This is a genomic window from Bartonella sp. B41, from assembly GCF_053795765.1.
In genome coordinates, this window is sequence record NZ_CP200037.1 from 1314609 (window position 1) to 1338195 (window position 23587).

The following is a 23587-nucleotide window of genomic DNA, read 5'->3' on the forward strand; positions in this document are numbered from 1 at the left end:
AAGGTACCTGATTTGATGATCTGTCGGGCAGAAATTTTGTTAAAATCAAAAGTTATGCGTAGTGTATTTATAGGTCTATGTTTGATTTTTCTCTTTCCACAGACTTTAGCAGCATTTGAACTTTTCGGTATCCCTATTTTTGGCAAAAAGAAAATAAATTCTTTTCCATCTAGCACCAGCAATATAGAAAAATTTTATAAAGTTGAAGTTGTTTCACCACAGGGTGCATCATCAAAAGGCATTAAAATAGTTAAGTCTGTGTCTTCTCTTGTTGCCGATCAAAAAAAAGCATCACCTAGTTCTTCTGGTTTACTGGCTAAAGCTCGTTCAGATTATAGAGCAATTCTTTCCGCTCTTTATGCTGAAGGACATTATGGCAGTGTCATTAGTATCAAGATTAATGGTTTAGAGGTCGCTGATCTAAGTCCTGTGACGCAATTACCAACTCAATCTAAGATCGTTATTACGATTGATTCTGGTCCCCCATACATTTTTAGCAATGCGCAGATAAACAAAGTTGCTCCAATTGCGAAAGATAAAACGAACAGAATGCCTTCAATTGAGGACCTTGGCTATAGGGTTGGAGCTGTTGCCAAATCTGAAACTATTCTTAAAGCAGAAAGATGGGCGATTGAAGGGTGGCGTCAGCAGGGTTACGCAAAAGCAAAAATTGTTAATAATGATGTAATTGCTGATCACGCTGCACATCGCGTTGATGCGCGAATTATAGTTGATTCTGGGAAAGAAGCTCACTACGGTCCCTTAAGTGTGCGTAATGTGAGTAAAAGACCACGAGTAGATTCAACTTATATCGCGTGGATGACAGGATTACATATAGGTCAGAAGTACGATTCTAGTTCATTAGCTAAGGTTAGTGAACGACTTTCGCGTCTTGATGTGTTTCGTGCTGTAAATATACGTGAAGCTGATGCAATTAATCCTGATGGTAGTTTGCCACTTACGCTTGTTCTAGAAGAGCGCAAGCCACGACGTTTTGGTGCTGGTGGTGGTTATTCAACACTAGATGGTGCAGGTTTTGAGGCTTATTGGATGCACAACAATCTTTTTGGCCATGCAGAACGGCTAAAAATAGAAACAAAAGTAAGCGGTATTCGTAGCCACAAGGATCAACCATATAATTTTAAAAATTTTGATTACCTTTTTGGGAGCATGTTTATAAAGCCTGGTATGTTAACCCCTGATACAGATTTTAGAGCGGAGTTGAAAGTACAGCAAGATGTCTTAGACAATTACACAACAAAGGCTATCAAAGGGAAATGGGGCGTTACACACGCTTTTAATAATGATTTATCAGGGCGTATTGCTTTAGAAATTTCGAATAGTTATTCGCATGATATACATTTTGGAAGTCGTAATTTTATGACAATTGGATTTCCGAGTGGTTTAGTTTATGACAGCCGCAACAATAGGCTCGATGCAACAAAAGGTGTGTATGGCGAAGCTATTTTTGAGCCTTTTTATGAATTACACTTTAGCAATTTTGTAACAAAAATGACCATAGAGGGTCGTTCTTATTGGATACTGGATAATATGGATCGTTTTATTTTTGCGATGCGAGCAAAGCTGGGTACAATTATTGGGAGTGACACAGCTCAAGTTCCTTCGGATACGCTCTTTTTTGCTGGTGGTGGCGGGTCTGTTCGTGGTTACGCTTATCGAAATATTGGTGTTAAAAAAGAAAATAATGCTGTTATTGGTGGTCGTGCACTTGCAGAGGGGTCAGCAGAATTGCGTTTTTCTCTAAATGATAAGGTAGGGATTATTGGTTTTGTTGATGGTGGTCTTGTGGGGGAAAAAGCGTATGTTGACTTTTCACAAAAAGTTAAATGGGGAGCTGGTATTGGAGGCCGTTATATGACAGGACTTGGTTCCTTACGGATTGATTTTGCTTTTCCTCTTAATAGAGAGAAAGGCGATCCCCGCATTGGTTTTTATGTGGGTATAGGACAAGCATTCTAATGAAAAAAATAGTGTATTTGTTGATTTTTTTATGTGGTTTTTCTTTTCTTTTGGTGAGTGCTTTTGTGTTTGCACAGAGAGTAAATTTACTTTCTAGTGAAACAGATTCAGGTGAAGATTCGTGGATTGTTTCCTTTATTGAACGCAGACTTTCAACACCAAACCGTCAAATTCGTTTTCATAATATGCAGGGAGCTCTGTCTTCTCAAACATCAATTGATGCTATCACGGTCAGTGATGATAAAGGTGTTTGGCTTAAAATTATTAATGCTAAAATAGATTGGAATCGCTTAGCTTTGCTGAGGGGGCGTGTAGAGATTAATCATCTTGCAGTAGAACAAGTTACGTTTTTACGAAAACCGAAGGACTTTTCCTTTGCATCTTCCATTGAAAAAAAGGAATTTTCTTTACCTAAATTGCCTATTGCCATTTCTATAAATACACTTATAGCTGAGCATGTAGCATTTGAACGGGATCTTTTTGGTTTTTCTTCTGACCTTTTCTTAAAAGGACATTTAACTTTAGTTGATGGTGATTATGATGCTGATATAACTGCTTATCGTCTGGATGCTTTAGGTTCTTTTTCTATTCTGACCAAGATATTCAATGGCGATCGTACAGCAAAAATTGATATTTCTGTTAACGAACCACAAAATGGCATTATAGCCAGTATCCTTAACATTGAAGAGCGCCCTGCATTAAATTTTTCTATCAGAGGTGATGGTACTTTTGATGATTTGGTTGCTAAACTCTATTTAGAGGCTGATCACCATCGTGTTTTAGATGGCAATGTTACGCTTGCAAGTATTTCAGAAGGATATAGTTTTTCTACCAAGATGGCGGGTACACTCAGTTCTTTGGTGTCTTCTCAATATCGTAATCTTTTCGAGTCTGATGTAACATTGGAAGCAGAGGCGAGGATGACAAGAGAAGGTGTTACGCATCTTGATCATATGGCTATTCAAGGTGAAGCCATAAATATTGTTACCAATGCTGAAATAACAGCGGATGGATTTTTACGGCGGCTTTTTTTTGATGGCAAGATCGCTTTCTCTAAAAAAGAGAAGTCTGTTCATTCATCAGTATTAGAAGCGCCAGTGCATACTAATAATTTTGCTTTAACCATTGATTATGGCCGAGAAGGACAACAATTTTGGAAAGGACAGTTTGTTGTACATCATTTCAGCAATAAGAATGTTTATATTCATGATGCGGTTTTTGATTTGGGAGGAGTAAGTGAAAATCTTGATAATGTAGCTTCTCGTCATGTTGGGATTCAAGTAAGCGGAATGCTTAAGGGAATTGTAAAATCCAAAAATGCATTTGTTAAAGGTTTAGATCAAACGATTCACGTGCACCTAGACACAGATATTTTTTCTAAGAAACCAGTTTTGATCCATAATTTTAGTGTAACGGCACCAGATTTTTCTGCGTGGTTAAAAGGAAAAGTAGATCATTTTATTTTTAAAGGTGATCTTGGTTTAGAAGCAAAAACATTAACTCCTTTGGGTTTGTTGAGTGAACGTCCTCTTTCTGGTAGCGCAGATTTGAGAGCTAGGGGAGCCATTGGTTTAATTGGCGGCATTTTCGATCTTGATCTATCAGGGGGTGCAAATGATGTAAAGACAGGTATTGAATTTTTTGATCGTTTATTTAGAGGAAATCTTACTCTTTCAGGTGGAATTGCTCAGAGCTCGGCAGGTTTAGTTTTGCGTCGTTTGAATTTGAAAAATCAGTTTGCAAACGTAAGGGCAGATGGATATTTTTCGAATGAGAATGCTAAGATGGTTTTATCTGCTCAAATATCTGATCTTACCATACTAGATCCAAGGCTGAGTGGTTCTCTTACAGTTCAAGGTGCGGCTAAAGGGCGTGATAATCTTATAGAAGTTAATACACGTATTCGTGTTGATGAAGCATTTTTTGTTGGGAAAAAGCTTCAGGAAACAACACTGGCTATTAACACACTTGTTGATAATACCTCTCCGGTTACGTCTCATTTAACAGGTTCTGTAGAAGGTAAAGGGATTTTTGCTAAGAAACCACTGTACTTGTCGGCTTCTTTTGAGGGTTCTGATCGGGTTCGACAGCTTCGTAACATCGATATAAGAGGAGGGAGCGCGAGAATAGTTGGTGATCTTTCTCAAATATCTGCAGGTTTTGTGAAAGGATTTCTGCATGTTGATGCCGAGGATATTTCAGATATTTCTGCATTATTTTTGCAGGAAGGGAGTGGAAAAATAAAAGGAGATTTTATTTTTGATGAACAAAATGGCAGACAAAAAGCCAATTTGAAAGCAAGTATTGATCATTTGAATTTTGCCAAGAATAAAATTAAAAAATTTTCGGTAGAAGCTGATATATTTGATCTTTTTGGCAAAATGCAATTTGAAGGTTTTATTAATGCAGAACATGTTCAAACGCCTTTCATGCTGATTAATCGTTTAAATGTTCGTGCCAATCGCGAAAATGAGCAAACAACTTTTGCTATTAAGGCGACGCTTCTCAATAACATAAATGCACAGTTTTCTGGTCGTATGATAGCAGTAGGGCTTCCGGCAGGCATTAGACGAAAAGTGTGGATTGAAACCATGGATGTGCAACAGCCAAATTTTCATGTGATGTTGCCTAAACCAGCTGAAGTTATTTTTGATAAAGATGGGATTATGTTAAGCGAATTCGGGGTTTCTGTTAATGGGGGTAATATCGTACTTTCGGGTAATTTTTACGATACCTTTAATATGCATCTTACAATGAATTCCTTCCCTGTGACTTTGGCTAATTTGTGGAAACCTGATCTTGGTGTTGCTGGTACTTTAACAGGAAAGATTATAGTTCATGGTGATTTAAAAAATCCAAAAATTGCTTATGATATAAAGGGTGAGGATATAACATCTGTTACTCTACAAGAAAAAAAAATAGCACCTTTTATATTTTCTGCTATTGGCAAAACAGTAAATCATGCTCTTACTGTGAATGCAGATTTAATGGGAGAAAGATTGCAAGCACAGGCGCAAGGAACTGTATCTTTGGGAAAAAAGGTACTTGATCTGCATGTTAATGTAAAAAAATTGCCTGCGTATTTGGCTAATAGCTTTATCGAGAAGCAAGCTCTTGATGGAACGATAACTGGTAAAATTGATATAAGTGGAACCTTTGAGGATCCTTCCGTTCATTTTGATTTTTCTAGTCAGAATCTAACTGTTACAACGTATAAAGAGCTTGCACCGGTAAGTATAAATACTCGTGGTTCTTATGAAGAATTGACACTTCACATTGAGCATTTTACAGCAATTGGATATAAAGGATTAGATCTCTCTATAAGTGGTCCTATTTCTTTCAAAGATTCGAGTATTGGGTTAAATGTTAAGGGAGTGATACCGTTCGCTTTTTTTGATCCGTTTTTAGCCGAGCGCGGCGCATATGCAACAGGGATAGCAAAAATTGATGCTTCTCTAGGTGGTGCACTTTCTCAGCCACAAATGGTTGGAAGTTTTTCTTTGATAAATGGCAATTTTTTTGATTCAAAGACAAATTTAAATCTTCGCAATATAAAGATTGAAGGAAAATTAGATGGTAATCATATTGTTATAAAGCAGGCTTCTGCCTCTTCTTCTAGTGGAGGATCCATTTTTGCTTCTGGACATATCACGAATGATTTACATGCGGATCTGGTAATTGGTCTTGATAACGCAAACTATAATGATGGCTCTATAATTTTTGCCACTTTGTCTGGAAAGATAACAGTAACAGGTTATTTCCTTGGTAACTTTGTTATCGGTGGTGACGTAACCGTTGAAAAAGCTGAAATTTTTGTTCCGGATCACTTTAAAAATGCAAAATTTCTTGATATTAAAAATAAAAATTTAACAAAACCAATTAAAAAAACACTCGAACGTGCTGATGTAAAAGGCGTGAGCTATAGCAGCGGTCTTTCTCAAAGATCTCCATCTATTGTACAGCTAAATATAAAAATTAATGCGCGCAATCAGTTTTTTGTGCGTGGACGAGGGTTAGATACTGAGTTAGGGGGACGCGTTAATCTAACAGGTTCATTGCACGATGTGCATCCAGTTGGTGAGTTTCAAATGATACGTGGACGTTTTGATATTCTTTCACAGCGTCTTGAATTTGATCAGGGGAAGGCAAGTTTTAGTGGGAATCTTAATCCTACTGTTTACTTTGTGACTAACAATGATATTGGCGATATTCGCATCACCGTGACTGTGAGTGGAGCTATTGATAATCTTGATGTTAATTTTTCTTCACAACCTAATTTACCGCAGGATGAAATTTTAGCACGTTTGATTTTTAATCGTTCTCTTAGCGAATTATCACCATTCCAGATTGCGCAGCTTGCAGCAGCAGCTGCAAATCTTGCGGGTGCTACTAATACATCTTTGTTAAATACTTTGCGGACTAAGATTGGTCTTGATGATCTTGATGTTGTTATTGATAAAAATGGTAACACAGGATTACGCATTGGACGCTATATACACAATAATGTTTACTTAGGTTTCGAAGCAGGATCAGATGGTACAACGAAGGGAACAGTTAATTTAGACGTTTCTCGTAATTTTAAAGCTAAAAGCACCATAGGAAACGAAAATAATTTTAGTATTGGTTTATTTTACGAAAAAGACTATTAAAAATTAAGTTTTTTGCTTAAAATTCCTATTTTTTGAATTGGATATTGTGAACTATTGTAAAAGCTACTTTTCTTTATGAAAAAGGTTTTCTGAGAGCTTTATTTAACGATTTACGCCCTTGTATGTAGGTTTAAAGAACTTATCGCTTTATCGAAATCAAGACTCCCTTGTAGAGGAAGTACTTCCTAAGTAATAAAAATATCCCCGATATTTATCATCGCTGGCGAAAAATCTTTTTACACTCACCATCAAAGATACTTTATCTTTCTGATAAAGAATAATTTTTTGAAAATAAGCTCAACGTATAACGAAAATTAGAAAAAATACTCAAAAGATCATACGCAATAAATTAAGATCAAATCTACACATTATTCAAAGAAGATAATTTAATTGTCTTAACGAATTTTATTTTGGTGCTATTATCATCATTACTTGACGACCTTCAAATTTCGGTTCAGATTCAATCTTTGCAATACTGCTTGTGTCCTCTTTTACGCGTTGAAGAAGTTTCAACCCAAGATCTTGGTGCGCCATTTCACGACCACGAAAACGCAAAGTAATCTTCACTTTATCGCCATTATCAATAAAGCGATGAACGGCCCTGAGCTTGACTCCATAATCATGGACGTCAACATTTGGACGCATCTTAATTTCTTTTATTTCGATGACCTTCTGTTTTTTTCGTGTTTCAGCCGCTTTTTTTTGAGTCTGATATTTTAGTTTACCCAAATCAACGATTTTACAAACTGGTGGTTCTGCATTTGGTACAATTTCAACCAAATCGAGGCCAACATCCGCTGCCATAGCAAGCGCTTCTTGTGTTGTAACAATTCCCTGATTCTGTCCTTCATCATTTATAAGTTGAACACAGGGAACTCGAATATCCTGATTTGAACGTGGCCCATCTTTCTGGATAGGTGTTATTTTAAACGGTCTGCGAATGGTTTATGCTCCTTATTTTTGTTCATCTACACCATATCTAATATACAATTATGCATGGAAAAACAACTATAATTCGTGTCTTTTCATTATTTGATTTATGCTTTTTGAGTTTAATTTGGAGAACAAAAATCCTCCCTTATAATAAGTAAAAATATTTTATGAAGGAAAATAATCATGGATCAGAATATTCCTTGTCAATTTTTTTCATTTGAAGGTATTACTCTTGCGGTGCGTTACCGCAAAGGTAGTAGCTTCCCTGGCTTAGTATGGCTCTCTGGTTATCGATCCAATATGTTGGGCAGTAAGGCCACAATGGTTGATTTTTTTGCAAAAAAAAATGGTTTGTCCTGTTTACGCTTTGATTATTCTGGTCATGGAGAGTCAGAAGGTAATTTTTTTCAAGGGACAATTTCACGTTGGCTAAATGAAAGTTTAGCTATTTTTGAAGCTTATTGTGGAGGGCCGCAAATTCTAATTGGTTCTTCTATGGGTGGATGGATTTCTTTGAGACTTGCTACGATACTAAAGAGGAAAAACAGGATGCTTGCTGGTATGGTGTTGATTGCGCCTGCTCCAGATTTTACTCAGATATTGGTGGAACAAACATTAGATCCCGCAGAGTGGAAAGCTTTGGAAGAAAAAGGGTATGTTGAACGGTCTGTAGGTGATGATGTGGAGCCAATGTTCTTTACAAAAAAATTGATTGAGGATGGGAGGGATAACAGTGTTATGCAAGGATGTATTGATGTTGGATGTCCTGTTCATATTTTGCAAGGGATGGAAGATGAAGTGGTTCCTTATCAGCACACATTGGCTTTACTGAATCACTTGCCTTTACATGATGTAGCATTGACCCTCGTTCGTGATGCAGATCACAGGTTTTCACGTCCGCAGGATTTAGATTGTTTAGAAACAACATTGAAGTCACTAATTGATCGCATTAATGCAGAGTAATAATTAAATTCACCAGTGATGAGGATATGATATATGACCGTTTATGAACACCCTTTTGTGTTCTCTGATCGCGTTGTTCCTATACAAGTTCAAGAACGTAAGAATGCACGTCGTTTTACGTTACGTATTGATGTAAGAAGCAAAAAAATTATTTTAACAATGCCTCCAGCAGTAAGTCTCTGTTTGGCTCATAATTTTGTTGAAAAGCATAAATCTTGGATTGAAGCACATTTTTCCCATATACAAATTCCATACAAAAATTCCCTTCTCAAAGAAGGTGCGACAGTCCCTTTATTGGGTGTTGCACATATAATAAAACATAAAAAAGGACGTGGAATAGCTGAAATTATTGCAGGTAATATGAAACAAAAGCCTCAAATTATTGTATATGGTCAACTAGAACATTTACCAAGGCGTGTCGCTGATGTTTTTAAAAAGCAGGCTACACTCATTATAACGCCTCTGGTAGCATATTATGCGGATAAAGTAGGGCGTAAGGTGAAGTCAATTTGCTACAAAGATACCAAAAGTCGTTGGGGATCTTGTTCATCAGATGGGCGGCTTTCTTTTTCTTGGCGCCTTATCATGGCTCCAAAAGGGATTGTTGAATACGTTGTTGCACATGAGGTTGCTCATCTTATAGAAATGAACCATGGACCAAGATTTTGGGATCTTTGCGAAAATTTGTGTTTTGAAAGCAAAACTTACCGTTTTTGGTTAAAGAAAAACGGTTATGCATTGCATGCAGTTGATTTTCACTCATCTATATCGGAAACAGGAAAAATTTGAATAAAAACAGTATTTGATGGAACTTTTTGCTTAGTATTCTGTTGTGTGTGTGCTTCTCTACATAGTGAAGAAGTCATTGAAGCCTCAGCATAATCATATCCCCCTACTTTGTTTGCTGAGTGTCTTCGATGTTTTTTCTTTATCTTTTTTGTGATTCCTCTTAAATAATCGTTGGTAATTATTAGTTTAAGTTGGAAGTGCGCTCATGCCTGTCCTTACAAATCCTGTTCAGCTCTTACAGATGCTTATTCGTTGTCCTTCTGTTACTCCTCATGAAGCAGGTGTTTTATCAGTTCTGGAGAGTTTTTTAAAAAAGATGGGATTGAGTGTTTATCGTCCTATTTTTAAGGATAAAAACACAGAGGATGTCGAAAATCTTTATGCAAAGATTGGGAAAGAAGGTCCACATCTCATGTTTGCAGGTCATACTGATGTTGTTACGCCAGGTGATCTAGAAGATTGGTCGTATCCTCCTTTCGAGGGAGTAATCGATCAAGGAAAATTGTATGGGCGAGGCGCTGTTGACATGAAGGGTGGAATCGCTTGTTTCGTTGCGGCATTAGCACGGGTTCTTGAGAAACAATCTATCAAGGGAACAGTGAGCTTTTTAATCACGGGTGATGAAGAAGGCCCTGCTATTAATGGTACGGTAAAGCTTCTAAAATGGGCAGAGCAAAAAGGTGAGAAATGGACTGCAGCTCTTGTGGGAGAACCAACGAGTGTAAAATGCGTTGGCGATGCAATTAAAATTGGTCGGCGAGGGTCACTTTCTGGTATCATTACAGTTAAAGGATGCCAAGGTCATGTTGCTTTTCCTGAGCGGGCTGCCAATCCATTGCCCTTAGCAGGAAAGATTATCCAAGCGTTGACACAAACGGTTTTGGATCGAGGGACAAATAATTTTCAGCCAAGTAATTTAGAACTTACAACTATTGACACGGGGAATACATCTGTGAATGTTATCCCAGCGCAGACAACAATCCGTTTTAATATACGCTACAACGATCTATGGACAAAGGATACCCTTGTTTCAGAAATTGAAAAACATCTTTCCTTGGTACAAGCAGAAAGTAATAGCACTCAATTGCCTTGTTATCAGCTCGAATGGATACAAAGTTTGGGGGATGTTTTTATAACAAAAAATGATAGACTCATTAAAATTTTATCAAATGCTATTAAAAGTATCACAGGAAATGTACCGGAATGTTCAACTTCAGGAGGAACTTCGGATGCTCGGTTTATTAAGGATTACTGTCCGGTTATTGAGTTTGGTTTATCAGGACAAACCATGCATATGGTAGATGAGTATGTGGCTCTTGATGCGATGGAAAGTCTGACATCAATTTATGAGCGGTTCATTGTTGATTTTTTTGCGTAGAAAAGCGCTGGATTTTAATGAAATTACAGGTTCAGGTATGAAGATTTTAGTTTGCCAATTGGCTGATAATATGATCCAGCAGGATACGTCCTGTTGTTGTGGCTTTTAGGCGCCTATTTCCTACCATTTCTACTAGTTTCTGTTGTTGCAAATTTATCAATTTTTCTATTGGTAGGCCATTAGGGTTTAATATTTCATAACGCATAAGATCCAAACCTTCTGAAAGGCGTAGACCCATGAGCAGCATTTCGTTTGCTTGTTGTGCTTCGGTTAATGTTTCTACCTCAATACAACCATGTCCTGTAGTTTCCACCAATTGAAGCCAACGTTCAGGGTGTTTTTCATTGATTGTTACATGACGTTCGTGTTTCTTGGATTGATATGAAGATTCTTTTGAAAACGTAAAAGAATTATTAGATGAATTCTTAATGAAGCGTCCATGTGCTCCTGGACCAAATCCTGCATATTCATGATAACGCCAATAAAGAAGATTATGAGCTGATTCTGCACCATGAACTGCGTGATTTGAGATTTCATAAGCTGGAAGGTTATGCATAATAGTTATTTCTTGGGTAAGATAGTATAGATCTGCAGCCAATTCCGATGTAGGGAGAATGAGTCTTCCTGCGGCATGAAGTCGTTCAAAGGCAGTGCCTTCTTCAATGGTAAGCTGGTAAAGAGAAAGATGATCTGCTGCTAAATCAATAGCTTGTAAAAGTTCACACTTCCATTGTTCGAGTGTTTGCTCTGGTCGAGCGTAAATTAAATCAAAAGATAAGCGCGGAAAAATTTTCCGCGCTAAAGCAATGGCATAAAGTGCTTGTTCCACATTATGAAGACGGCCAAGTTTTCGTAATGCTTTATCGTTAAGAGCCTGTACGCCCAAAGATAACCGATTAATTCCCGCTACACGGTATCCATAAAAACGTTCTGCTTCTACGCTTGACGGATTTGCCTCCAGTGTAATTTCCGCTTTGTCATCAATTGTCCATGTTTTTGCGAGTGCTTGTAACAACGCATCAACGGTTTGTGGTGTCATTAGGGAAGGTGTACCACCACCGATAAAAATACTTGTAACATGACGTTGGCCTATTTCATGGTATTGTGTTTCTATTTCACGTTTAAAAGCGGTGACAAAACGTTGCTGGTCAACCCCATTTACGCGAACATGTGAATTAAAGTCGCAATAAGGACATTTGGCAGCACAAAAGGGCCAATGAATATAAATACCAAAAGGCTTGTTCATCAGAGGGTCAAAAGATTTTCTGCTAAAAGCTTGAAAGCTCGCGCACGATGTGAGAGGGGTGTTTTATCATTGAGTTTCCAGTTATGCTTCTGCTTTGTTGACATTTCGCCAAAAGTTTTTTCGTATCCGTTTGGTAAAAAAATTGGATCAAAACCAAATCCTTTATCTCCGCGTGGAGGCCAAATAAGTGTTCCCTCGACATGACCGTGAAAATAATCTGCATAGCCATCAGGCCATGCAATGCAAATAACAGATATAAACCTGCTTTTTCGTTGATTTTTTTCGCGAGCTCCGATTTTTTGGAGTTCATCTTCTATTTTTTGCATAGCTTTCAAAAAGTTTCGAGTACCATCGGATTGTAAAGCCCAATCGGCTGTGTAAACACCCGGCGCATTGCCTAGTGCATCCACTTCTAAGCCAGAATCATCAGACAAAGCAGGTGTCCCCGTGTTTTTTGCAGCTGCAAAGGCTTTAATATAGGCATTTTCTTCAAATGTTGTTCCTGTTTCTTTTGGTTCAAGTAAACCCAGTTCTTTTGCTGATTTTGTCGCTAAACCGAAAGGAGTAATTAATGCTGTGATTTCATGCAATTTGTTGGTATTATGCGTGGCGATGATGAGCTCTTTAGTGACTATACTTCTCATACACATTTTCTCCATAATGTGAAAGGGGATGTTTACTGTGTGTGCCTAAAATATTTCCGATATCACATAATATGGATCTTGTTAGATTTTACAAGATTTAGCCATACTGCACGTTAATTGACATTTCATTCAAGGAGATTTTTGCGTTTAGCATTTAATTGTAATAGCAATGTCAGAAAGATGCACCAGAGTACTTTTTTTTTGACGATAGTATTTTTTGTGCTAAATATTGCGATACTTTTTGACACTGCTTTAGATTGTTTGACCAAACCTTTGCAAGATTTATATAAGAAGAAAGTGTTTTTGAAGTAGTGAAATAATTTCTATGAAGCACAAATTTATTGATGATGAACTAAAGTGTCTTGATGAGCGTTCGCGCGATATTTTTCGCCATATCGTTGAGGCCTATCTTAATGATGGTGAGCCTGTGGGTTCACGGAATCTTTCACGGCTTTTACAACAAACATTGTCGCCTGCAACGATTCGCAATGTTATGAGTGATCTTGAGCACCTTGGTTTGATTTATGCACCTCATATATCCGCAGGTCGGATGCCGACGCAATCAGGGTTACGATTTTTTGTTGATGCATTTATGGAAGTGGGGGATTTGCCAGCCAAGGAGCGTGAAAGCATTGAAACTCACGTAAAAGAGGCTGGTCATGCGCAATCAGTAGAAAAATTTCTTATTCAAGCGAGCCAAGTTCTTTCAGATCTTTCACGTGGAGCAGGATTGGTTTTGGCAACAAAACATGAAGGAATATTGAAACATATTGAATTCGTGCGTCTTGACAGGGAACATGCTCTTGCAGTTTTAGTGACTCAACAAGGTGAAGTTGAAAATCGTATTGTTCATTTACCGGAAGGTATTACTCACGCACAATTAACGGAGGCAACGAATTTTCTTAATGCTCATATTCAAGGGCTTACATTGAGCGAAGCTAAAGAAGAAATTGCGCGTTTATGCTCAGAGACGCGAGCTGCTCTTGATCATTTGTCTCATCATCTCGTTGAAACTGGGTTAGCCCTTTGGGGAGGAGAAGATGCGGATAATAAAATACATCTCATTGTTCGTGGTAGAAGTAATTTGCTTGAAGATGTAAAGGCAGAAGAAGATTTAGAGCGTTTGCGGCATTTATTTGATGATTTGGAGACGCGTGAAAGTATGGCGCAATTACTTGATTTGGCAGATGCAGGTTCAGGGGTTCGTATTTTTATTGGCTCGGAAAATAAGCTATTCTCACTTTCTGGTTCTTCTTTGGTGGTAGCACCTTATTGTGATTCACAGCAAAGAATTATCGGTGCTTTAGGAGTTATTGGTCCTACACGCCTTAACTATGCAAGAATTGTACCTATGGTGGATTATACAGCTCAACTTGTGTCGCAGTTATTGCGCTAATTGTTGTAAAAAGAAAATTTTTATTATCAGGATATCCGTTGTTAAGATGTGCAAATACCCCTTGATTTTTTTCTATAAAATTTCGATATCGATAATAACAAATCTTATGAAGGAATGGAGTTTTTATGTCTGATGAAAAAAACAAATTTGCTGACGCTTCATTTGAAAATTGCGATTCAAAAAATCCAGATCGCGATGCATCTAAACAGGCTACCGATGAATTTTTAGAAGTGCGTGAAGCGGAGTCTTGTACAGAAATTGGAGAAGAAAATGTATTTATGGATCCTTTAGTTGTTTTACAGGATGAAAATAAAGAATTAAAAGATCAACTTTTACGTCTTGCTGCAGATATGGAAAACCTTCGGCGTCGTACTGCGCGTGATGTGGCTGATGCGAGAGCTTATTCAATTGCTAATTTTGCGCGCGATATGTTATCCGTCTCTGATAACTTGAATCGTGCATTGGACGCTATTCCAGAAGGTGCGAGGGAGAGTGATGCTGGTTTAAAAGCTTTAGCTGAGGGTGTTGAAATGACTGAACGTGCGATGATAGCAGCATTAGAACGTCACGGTGTGAAAAAAATTTATCCAGAAGGAAAAAAATTTGATCCTCATTTTCACCAAGCAATGTTTGAGATTCCAAATTCAGACGTTCCAGAGAACACTGTTCAGCAAGTTGTTCAGGCTGGTTATATCATAGGAGAACGTGTTCTCCGTCCTGCGATAGTTGGTGTTTCAAAAGGTGGAACAAAAGAAACATCCATTGAAGCTGACACAGAGTAAATTCGCCAAAAACAGCTTTATATCACAGCATGAAACTATGGTATTTTTTAGTTTCATGCTTTTAAAAAATTGAGACGGAAGAAATCTTTAAGGTTGTTCTAACACCTACTTTATTTTTGAAGTTCCCAACTTCCCTGTACGACATAAAGATCCTTACCTGTGGAATCTGGAGATGAAAATAGGACAAAATGGTCAATTTCAAAAGGAGGGAATGAAAAACTGCCCCGAGAAGACAAATAAAAAGAAAGATCCTCGGGCGTAACGTCAAGCAATCGTCCCATGGTGATGTGTGGAGAAAATTGCCTTGCATCGACAGTTAGTCCTAAATTCTTCCCGACATGCTGCATCTGTTCATGTAAAAGGTCAAGAGTTTTACATGGCTTAATACGGATAACAACAGAATGAGGAGGAATATCTTCAGAATCAAAAATTTTGAAACCATTTGTCTGCAATACAAAATTAGGAAGTTTTATTGTATCAAAGGTACGAATAAGTTCATTTTTTATGCAATTATCAACTTCACCAAAAAAAGACAGAGTTATGTGAAAATTTTTCGGATTAATCCATCTGGCTTTTGGCAGACCGTTTTGCAGTGAGATAATTTCTTCTGTTGTTTTTTGAGGAATTTGGAGAGCACTAAATAGGCGCGGCATGATACCTCCTTATCATTGATTAGGACATTCCCAGAGGTGCACCATATTCATTTTACTGCTTTACTAAGGGAAAAACAACAACACAACAAAGCACTATAAACAAAAAATGGCTAAGAAATGGCTGACCATAATTTAAAACGAAATTATCACTTAATAAAGATAATTGTAGTTTAAAAATTTGCTGTGTTTTCACGCATGCAATTGTAAAAATGTATAAAATCTTTACATGCTTCACTGTAAACAGCTACGAGTTCAACAAGAGTAAAGGATATATTTCTCATTTCTTTATTTCATAAAGGTGAATGATAATATTTTGTATTTTATAATCATGTTTTTTTCTTTTGGTTGGAGAAATTTTGAGCGAAAGGAAGTGTAATAATAAAGCGCGCGCCAGTTTTGCTATTTTTAATTGTAGAATCAGCAACATTTTCAGCTGTAATTATTCCATTGTGAGCTTCAATGATTTGTCTGCTAATAGAAAGACCAAGCCCTGAATTTTGTCCAAATGCATCTTCATTTGGTCGATCTGTATAGAATCGTTCAAAGATGCGTTCAATGTTTTCTGAACGAATACCAGGGCCATTGTCTTCAATAATGAGAGTGAGGGTTGATGGATTGCTTTTCATAGTTATGTAAATTTGACCATTATCCTTAGGAGCAAATGAGCGGGCATTTTCAATAAGATTGGAAATTACTTGACCCAAACGGAGTTCATGACCTAACACAAGATAGTCTTTTCCATTAGGACGCGGCCTAATATTCAGGCTGATATTAACGGTTTTTGTGTTACGGTATACTTCACGAACAGCATGGACAAGACTTTCCAAAAGTATTTTCATATCAACAATTTGAGCCGTTTCACGAGCAAATTCTGCATCTAATCGTGAAGCATCAGAAATATCAGTAATTAAACGGTCAAGACGGCGCACATCGTGCTGAATAATTTTAAATAATTGTGTTTGTGCTTCTTCATTCTTAGTTAGTGGGAGAGTTTCAACAGCACTACGCAACGAAGTTAGGGGATTTTTTAATTCATGGCTTACATCAGCTGCAAAGCGCTCGATGGCTTCAATACGCATGTAAAGGGCATTTGTCATATCACGAATAGAGGTTGAAAGATGTCCAATTTCATCTTCACGCATTGAAAAATCAGGAATTTCTACGCGCTTGTTGTTGCCGTGGCGCACGCGGTCAGCGGAGGCAGACAATTTGCTTAGTGGATGGGCAATCGTGTGAGCTAAAAATAAAGAAAGTACCAAAAGCACAGTACCAACAACTGCAAAGACTTTAAAAATAACAAGTCTCTCTCCCTTCACGATATTATCAATGTCTGAACCCGTTGTTGAAAGAAGAAGAGCGCCAACTACTGCACGATAACGTTGAACAGGAACCGCAACAGAAACTATTAATTGACCTTGTCTATTGCGTCGTCTAGCTGTAGCTGGGAATCCATTTAACGCCCTGTAAACTTCTGAATGAGCAATGCCACTGCTTTTTGCTTGCTCTCTATCAATAGTAAGACCGCTTCCGTAGAGTACGTTTGAGAACCAGGAATAGAGACGTTTCCATAAGCTTTGTTCAATTTTAATGGGAGGCAAATCATAGCTGAAAACTTCTCCGCTAGAATACAGAACACGGGAATCAAGAAGCAAGGTTGCATCACGATCATAGATGCGTGCTCTCGTTGTTTTTGGTGTAATAAGGCGACGTAATAGTGGGGCAACTTGTTCAGGATTAATGGGAAAATCCCAAGAATCTGTTGATTGAGGTGCAGGTGTAATACTTTCTCCAGTTTGCAGCTCCAAAAGTTTTTGGGGATCAATGAGAATAGAATTTGTATCCACTGTTGCAGAGGCTGCAATGGCTCCAGCGATAATTTTCCCTTGGATACACAGACTTTCAATTTTTGCTTCGATCAAACCATCACGAAATTGATTAAGGTATAAAATTCCCGTAACCAAAACACCGAGGGCGGCAAGATTTAAGATAACAATGCGGCGTGTAAGGCTAGAGAAAAATAACTGTCTAAATAAACGTCGCGCTCGAATATGCAAACTAACAAGCACAGAAAACCATGACGAAGTAATGGTATTTGGTGCTTTTTTTCGTAGATCCTCCAGTTGGGTATTTTCCGTCATAGATTTGATTGCTGTTCAAATTTTTTCGACAAATAATTTTACACCTCATGAAAACGATAGCCTACACCGTAGAGTGTTTCAATCATTGCAAAATCGTCATCCACTTGTTTAAACTTTTTACGCAGACGCTTAATGTGACTATCAATGGTACGATCATCTACGTAGACCTGATCGCTATAAGCAGCATCCATCAAAGCATCACGACTTTTCACTACGCCTGGCCGTTGCGCTAAAGTTTGAAGAATCAAAAATTCTGTGACGGTTAAGATAACAGGTTTGTCTTTCCATGTACAGGTGTGGCGTTCTTGATCTATTACGAGATCTCCACGCTTAAGAGAAGAAGCCGGTGAAGTTCCTGCTGCGAGTGGTTGGTTCCGAGCATTTGAACGACGCAGAATAGCTTTTACCCTCTCAATTAGGAGACGTTGAGAGAAAGGTTTTGTAATAAAATCGTCAGCTCCCATTTTGAGGCCGAATAATTCATCAATTTCATCATCCTTAGAGGTGAGAAAAATAACTGGAATATCTGATTTTTGACGCAATCGACGCAAAAGCTCCATACCATCCATTCGGGGCATTTTAATATCAAAAATAGCTAAATGCGGGGGATGTAACGTTAAGCCTTTTAATGCAGATGCTCCATCTGTGTAGCTTTCTACCCGATATCCTTCTGTTTCGAGAGCAAAGGATAGGGATGTCAAAATATTGCGGTCATCATCAACAAGTACAATCGTTTGGGTGATTGTTGGATTATCCTTCATGGCTTCTTAGACCTTTCTATTGCCGTGGCAGCAAATCGCCTACGCTATTTATATGGGAGTTCACATTTTTTTTGCAAAACAAATATGATACAAATTGTAGCTGAGTAAAAACCCTTTCGTCTTCATAATAAAAGCTATTTTGTTTTTGCAATTCTATAATTAATGCTTTTGTGTGCATTAAGATCCCTTCGATTAGAACAAAATTTTATTGAGACATTTTTACAACGGTTATTGTTGGTTATGTCTAGGATATGAAAAGATTTATTTTTGATCATTGATAATTTTAAAGACTCGCTTATTCATTTTAAGAGCAAAAAATAATATGGCAATATATCGCACAGAATGTATTTATTATGCATAAGATAAGATCATAATAGTAGTTTATTTTTATCAAAATTATTAGAGAAGAGCTTGATATTGAACAAGTTTTGAATCGAATAAAGAAAATTTTAAAGATTCATTTTAATAATTTTCAATTTCTGCACATATATTAAGGTGATGAAAATAGTAGGATCATTTTGATACACTGGTGCTCAAGACGAAAGAATATTTAAGAGAATGATTTTTGAAAAATTATTGGAGAGGTTTATAATTAAAGAGAAGAATGAAAAATGATAAAAGCGTATTCATTTTCGAAGCTATAAATAGCATCGTAAAATTTACCAATATTGACCTAACATAAAGATAATTTTACGGTATTGTCTACAAACCAAAACAAAAAGCGCAAGGATCTAGCTCACACTTCTCTTGCGTCAAGCTTGAATAATGATAAAGGGGTTTTATTGAGAAGGAATTAACTTAGAAGGTGGCGCTGTCTTGGCAGCATTTACATAGAAGCCAACATCAATTGTTCCAGCCTTTTCGAATGTTAATTTTGCGTTTATTGTATCACCTGCTTTAAACGGTTGTGAAAGTCCCATAAACATAATGTGATCACCACCTGGCTTAAGTGTAATTTCACCATTCCCTGGAATTTCGATGCCGTTTTGCATTTTTTCCATTTGCATAATGTTGTTAACAACTGTCATGGAATGGATCTCTGCTGCTTGTACCCCGTCCACCGAAACGGCAACTAAGCGATCTGGAGTATTTCCGTGATTAATAATATAAAGATAACCACTTCCAACCTTTATACCGTTGGGTGTCGCGCGCGTCCAAGGATGAATGATTTCTATGCCTCCAAGTTGATACTGATGAGCGGTTGCAGGCAGAGTTATGAAAACAAAAATAAGAGCTCGAACACTGTTTGAGATAATTTTTTTAAACGGATCTTGCTTGTAAGAAAGATTTTTGTACATAAAATCTTTTATTTTTTGAGCGATAAATGTCATCATTTATTCCTCCTCCTTGAATTAGATTCAATAGAATCCTCTTCATTATTCTTAACAGAGTTTTTATTTAAAATAAAATAGAGAATTGCTAGATTACATTTCTGAGTGTGGAGCCAGAGATAGATTGTATATTTGTTCTTGGAAAGTGAGGTCAGCTCTGAAATAACGACGCACCTAAGTATTTTGAAAGTTAAAAAACGCAATTCTATTATATCTGCATATTCAGTTTATGCACAAGTGTAATGTTTATTTTTAAAGAAAAATTTTATTTTCGAAATGTTTCTCTCATTATTCTCTTGTAGGGATCAGAGCCTATTCTTATATACCAAACAACGAAGCTTAATTGTGATTCTCAGTTTATTGTTTGTGTAATTGAAATTACGGGCTTTGAGTGTGATAAGGAGCTGTCTTAGAAAGATGCTTTATGAAGATTGAGGCAGCTTGCTGAATGGAGATTATAATATGGCAAAGGTAATTGGTATTGATTTAGGGACGACTAACTCGTGTGTCGCTGTTATGGATGGCAAAAATGCCAAGGTCATCGAAAATTCAGAAGGAGCGAGGACAACGCCTTCTGTTATTGCCTTTACTGATGGGGGTGAGCGGCTTGTTGGGCAACCTGCTAAAAGACAGGCAGTTACGAATCCTGAAGGGACGGTTTTTGCAGTCAAACGTTTGATTGGGCGTCGATTTGATGATCCCATGGTTGAAAAAGATAAAGCGCTTGTTCCTTACAAAATTGTTAAAGGTGATAATGGTGATGCGTGGGTTGAAGAAGGTGGTAAAAAATATTCTCCATCACAAATTTCAGCTATGATTTTACAGAAAATGAAAGAAACTGCCGAGTCTTATCTCGGTGAAAAGGTTGAGCAGGCAGTTATTACTGTTCCCGCTTATTTTAATGATGCGCAACGTCAGGCTACTAAAGATGCTGGTAAAATTGCTGGTCTTGAGGTTTTGCGAATCATCAATGAACCAACAGCAGCTGCTTTAGCCTATGGTTTGGATAAAAAAGGAGGAAAAACCATTGCTGTTTATGATTTAGGCGGTGGTACATTCGATATTTCTGTTCTTGAAATTGGGGATGGGGTTTTTGAAGTTAAGTCGACAAATGGTGATACCTTTTTAGGTGGTGAAGACTTTGATATGCGCTTAGTCAGTTATTTTGCTGATGAATTTAAGAAAGAGCAAGGAATTGATCTAAAAAATGATAAGCTTGCTTTGCAACGCTTGAAAGAAGCTGCAGAAAAAGCAAAGATTGAACTTTCTTCTTCACAGCAAACGGAAATCAATTTGCCATTTATAACAGCAGATCAGTCTGGGCCGAAACACTTAACGATGAAATTGACTCGGGCGAAATTTGAATCTTTAGTTGATGATTTGGTTCAGCGTACCATCGATCCTTGTAAGGCTGCGCTAAAAGATGCAGGGTTAAGTGCAGGTGAGATTGATGAAGTTGTTTTAGTCGGCGGTATGACTCGGATGCCAAAGATTCAAGAGGTAGTTCAGAGTTTCTTTGGCAAAGATCCACATAAAGGTGTTAATCCTGATGAAGTAGTGGCAATGGGAGCTGCCATTCAGGGAGGGGTATTGCAAGGTGATGTAAAAGATGTCTTGCTCCTAGATGTAACACCTTTATCTTTAGGAATCGAAACTTTGGGTGGAGTTTTCACACGTCTTATTGAACGCAATACTACTATTCCAACTAAAAAATCACAAGTTTTTTCAACGGCTGATGATAATCAAAATGCTGTGACTATTCGTGTTTTCCAAGGTGAACGCGAAATGGCTAATGACAATAAATTACTTGCTCAATTTGATCTTGTTGGCATTCCACCAGCGCCGCGAGGTGTGCCTCAAATTGAGGTTACTTTTGATATTGATGCGAATGGTATTGTAAATGTTTCAGCTAAAGATAAAGGAACTGGTAAAGAGCATCAAATTCGTATTCAAGCATCGGGTGGTTTGAGCGACGCTGACATTGAAAAGATGGTTCAGGATGCAGAAAAGCATGCGGCTGAGGATAAAAAGCGCCGTGAAGGTGTTGAGGCTAGAAATCAAGCAGAATCTCTTGTTCATTCAACTGAAAAATCGTTAGCTGAATATGGTGATAAGGTATCAGCTGAAGATAAGAAACAGATTGAAATTGCAATATCTGATTTGAAGTCTGCACTTGAGGGTACTGATACAGACGAATTAACGACAAAGATGCAAAAGTTAGCAGAAGTCAGCATGAAACTTGGGCAGGCCATGTATGAAGCTCAAACAGCAACGGCCAACACTGAAGCTGAGACAAAAGATGATGATGTTGTTGATGCTGATTTTGAAGAAGTGAGTGACAGGAAAAAATAGTGTGAAAATGTATTAATTAGTTGGTAAACCCAGCCTTTATGATTGAGGCTGGGGTTTGTCATTTGGGAGCAATTATAGCGATATTGCTAAGAGTGTGAATTGCAAATAAATGTTATCCTGAAATGGATAACAAAGATTTATCAGGAATACATGATGAAGATGGATTATTATGAAATTCTTGGCGTGTCCCGTGGATGTGACGATAAGAAGCTAAAGTCTGCTTTTCGTAAATTGGCGATGCAATATCACCCTGATCGTAATGCAGGGGATAAAGAAGCAGAGCGGAAATTTAAAGAAATTGGTGAAGCATATGAAGTTTTAAAAGATCCTCAAAAGCGTGCTGCTTACGATCGCTTTGGACACGCAGCTTTTGAAAATAATGGTCGAGAGGGAGCAAATCCATTTAGTGGGTTTGCTGCTGGCAGTGGGTTCTCCGATATTTTTGAAGATTTTTTCGGTGAATTTATGGGAGGTGGGCACAGAAAGCGTAGCGATGGCCGTGAACGTGGTGCAGATCTGAGCCACAATATGGAAATATCTTTGGAAGAGGCGTTTTTGGGAAAAACCGCGGAAATCAATATTCCAAGTTCTGTTATTTGTGATCTTTGTGAGGGATCTGGTGCGAAAAAGGGATCAAAACCACAAATTTGTGGAACTTGTCGTGGGTCTGGTCGTGTACGGGCTGCACAAGGCTTCTTTTCTATTGAGCGAACATGTCCTGCATGTCATGGACGTGGTGAAACAATTATGGATCCGTGTACCAAGTGTCGTGGAGCAAGACGGGTTGAAAAAAATCGTTCACTAAGCGTAAATATTCCGGCTGGTATTGAGGACGGTATGCGTGTTCGTCTTTCTGGAGAGGGAGATGCTGGAATTTGTGGTGGCCCAAATGGCGATCTTTATATTTTTCTTTCCATTAAGCCACACGAATTTTTTCAAAGAGATGGTGCAGATCTTCACTGCCGTGTTCCTATTTCAATGATTACAGCTACTTTGGGAGGCGAATTTGAGGTTTCCGATCTTGATGGTATCAAAGCACGTGTTAAAGTTCCAGAAGGTACACAAAATGGTCGTCAGTTTCGCCTTAAGGGAAAAGGAATGCCCATGTTGCGCCAACAAGCAAGGGGTGATCTATATATTCATATAACGATTGAAACGCCACAGAAGTTGACAAAAGAACAACGAGAATTGCTACAAAAATTCGAAGAACTTTCGAATCACGAAAATTCACCGCAGTCACACGGGTTTTTTTCACGTATGAAAGAGTTTTTTGAGAATATTTCTGGTCAGCGTTAATGAATAAACGCAAGCAAGGTATATTTAACAGATTATTTTATGCAATTTCTACTTCATTTAAGTTATTGAAGTAGAAATGGTTGGTATTTTTGCTTAAGAACTAGGGTATTTGTTTCCAATTAGATTTTTAATTTTACGGTTCATAAGGAATTGTAGTGCTTCAGATGTCTATGTTAATAGTAAGATAGGTAATTTCATTTTGAAAAGTTTTTGAGTTTTGCTGCTAAATTCTATGTATAAAGTCATAAAACAATAATATTATGTATTCTTATTGTACTTAACATATTTTAATTATT

The 23587-nt window shown here is 37.7% G+C and carries 16 protein-coding genes; 9 read left to right on the top strand and 7 right to left on the bottom strand.

What is annotated here, in order from left to right:
* Positions 1 to 15 precede the first annotated feature (15 nt).
* Both V4P54_RS05780 and V4P54_RS05785 read left to right on the top strand, forming a co-directional pair.
* Entirely contained in the window at positions 16 to 1980 is a 1965-nt protein-coding gene (locus V4P54_RS05780; protein ID WP_455477075.1) for an autotransporter assembly complex protein TamA, read from the top strand.
* Positions 1980 to 6629 carry a translocation/assembly module TamB domain-containing protein gene (locus V4P54_RS05785; RefSeq protein WP_455477076.1) on the top strand — a complete coding sequence of 1550 codons (4650 nt, stop codon included), beginning with the start codon at positions 1980 to 1982 and terminating at the stop codon, positions 6627 to 6629. The genes V4P54_RS05780 and V4P54_RS05785 overlap by 1 nt, the downstream gene beginning before the upstream one ends.
* Positions 6630 to 7034: 405 nt before the next feature.
* On the opposite strand, the gene infC is transcribed toward V4P54_RS05785, so the two are convergent.
* Positions 7035 to 7553 carry a translation initiation factor IF-3 gene (gene infC / locus V4P54_RS05790; RefSeq protein WP_455477703.1) on the bottom strand — a complete coding sequence of 173 codons (519 nt, stop codon included), beginning with the start codon at positions 7551 to 7553 and terminating at the stop codon, positions 7035 to 7037.
* Positions 7554 to 7745: 192 nt separating this feature from the next.
* Here infC and V4P54_RS05795 point away from each other — a divergent pair, with 192 nt between their 5' ends.
* The 3 genes from V4P54_RS05795 (at position 7746) to dapE (ending at position 10692) form a co-directional block, all read left to right on the top strand.
* Complete coding sequence (locus V4P54_RS05795; protein WP_455477077.1) at positions 7746 to 8525, top strand: alpha/beta hydrolase; 780 nt, start codon at positions 7746 to 7748, stop codon at positions 8523 to 8525.
* Positions 8526 to 8558: 33 nt separating this feature from the next.
* Entirely contained in the window at positions 8559 to 9314 is a 756-nt protein-coding gene (locus V4P54_RS05800) for a M48 family metallopeptidase (RefSeq protein ID WP_455477078.1), read from the top strand.
* A 205-nt stretch (positions 9315 to 9519) separates the two neighbouring features.
* Positions 9520 to 10692 carry a succinyl-diaminopimelate desuccinylase gene (gene dapE / locus V4P54_RS05805; protein ID WP_455477079.1) on the top strand — a complete coding sequence of 391 codons (1173 nt, stop codon included), beginning with the start codon at positions 9520 to 9522 and terminating at the stop codon, positions 10690 to 10692.
* Between the two features lie 46 nt (positions 10693 to 10738).
* Here dapE and hemW read toward each other — a convergent pair whose 3' ends face one another.
* Together hemW and rdgB are read right to left on the bottom strand one after the other, a co-directional pair.
* Positions 10739 to 11938 carry a radical SAM family heme chaperone HemW gene (gene hemW / locus V4P54_RS05810; RefSeq protein ID WP_455477080.1) on the bottom strand — a complete coding sequence of 400 codons (1200 nt, stop codon included), beginning with the start codon at positions 11936 to 11938 and terminating at the stop codon, positions 10739 to 10741.
* Positions 11938 to 12582, bottom strand: coding sequence for an RdgB/HAM1 family non-canonical purine NTP pyrophosphatase (rdgB, locus tag V4P54_RS05815; RefSeq protein ID WP_455477081.1), 645 nt, complete (start codon positions 12580 to 12582; stop codon positions 11938 to 11940). The genes hemW and rdgB overlap by 1 nt, the downstream gene beginning before the upstream one ends.
* A 325-nt stretch (positions 12583 to 12907) precedes the next feature.
* Here rdgB and hrcA point away from each other — a divergent pair, with 325 nt between their 5' ends.
* Complete coding sequence (hrcA, locus tag V4P54_RS05820) at positions 12908 to 13978, top strand: heat-inducible transcriptional repressor HrcA (RefSeq protein ID WP_455477082.1); 1071 nt, start codon at positions 12908 to 12910, stop codon at positions 13976 to 13978.
* A gap of 125 nt (positions 13979 to 14103) precedes the next feature.
* Positions 14104 to 14760: a nucleotide exchange factor GrpE gene (grpE, locus tag V4P54_RS05825; RefSeq protein ID WP_455477083.1), complete on the top strand. Its 657-nt coding sequence runs from the start codon at positions 14104 to 14106 to the stop codon at positions 14758 to 14760.
* 110 nt (positions 14761 to 14870) lie between these two features.
* Here the strand turns inward: grpE and thpR are convergent, their stop codons facing one another.
* The 4 genes from thpR to V4P54_RS05845 all read right to left on the bottom strand — a co-directional run bounded on the left by thpR (position 14871) and on the right by V4P54_RS05845 (position 19646).
* Positions 14871 to 15413, bottom strand: a complete 543-nt coding sequence (gene thpR / locus V4P54_RS05830; protein ID WP_455477084.1) for an RNA 2',3'-cyclic phosphodiesterase — start codon at positions 15411 to 15413, stop codon at positions 14871 to 14873.
* A gap of 326 nt (positions 15414 to 15739) precedes the next feature.
* Positions 15740 to 17551 carry a stimulus-sensing domain-containing protein gene (locus tag V4P54_RS05835; protein WP_455477085.1) on the bottom strand — a complete coding sequence of 604 codons (1812 nt, stop codon included), beginning with the start codon at positions 17549 to 17551 and terminating at the stop codon, positions 15740 to 15742.
* Positions 17552 to 17589: 38 nt separating this feature from the next.
* The gene (locus V4P54_RS05840) at positions 17590 to 18312 is read right to left on the bottom strand and encodes a response regulator transcription factor (protein ID WP_455477086.1); all 723 of its coding nucleotides are present in this window, start codon (positions 18310 to 18312) and stop codon (positions 17590 to 17592) included.
* Between the two features lie 779 nt (positions 18313 to 19091).
* On the bottom strand, positions 19092 to 19646 hold the full coding sequence (locus V4P54_RS05845; RefSeq protein ID WP_455477087.1) for a copper chaperone PCu(A)C: 555 nt from the start codon (positions 19644 to 19646) through the stop codon (positions 19092 to 19094).
* 459 nt (positions 19647 to 20105) lie between these two features.
* Between V4P54_RS05845 and dnaK the strand changes: the two genes are divergently transcribed.
* Together dnaK and dnaJ are read left to right on the top strand one after the other, a co-directional pair.
* Positions 20106 to 21995: a molecular chaperone DnaK gene (gene dnaK / locus V4P54_RS05850; RefSeq protein WP_455477088.1), complete on the top strand. Its 1890-nt coding sequence runs from the start codon at positions 20106 to 20108 to the stop codon at positions 21993 to 21995.
* A 153-nt stretch (positions 21996 to 22148) separates the two neighbouring features.
* Positions 22149 to 23291 carry a molecular chaperone DnaJ gene (gene dnaJ, locus V4P54_RS05855; protein WP_455477089.1) on the top strand — a complete coding sequence of 381 codons (1143 nt, stop codon included), beginning with the start codon at positions 22149 to 22151 and terminating at the stop codon, positions 23289 to 23291.
* The last annotated feature ends 296 nt before the right edge of the window (positions 23292 to 23587 follow it).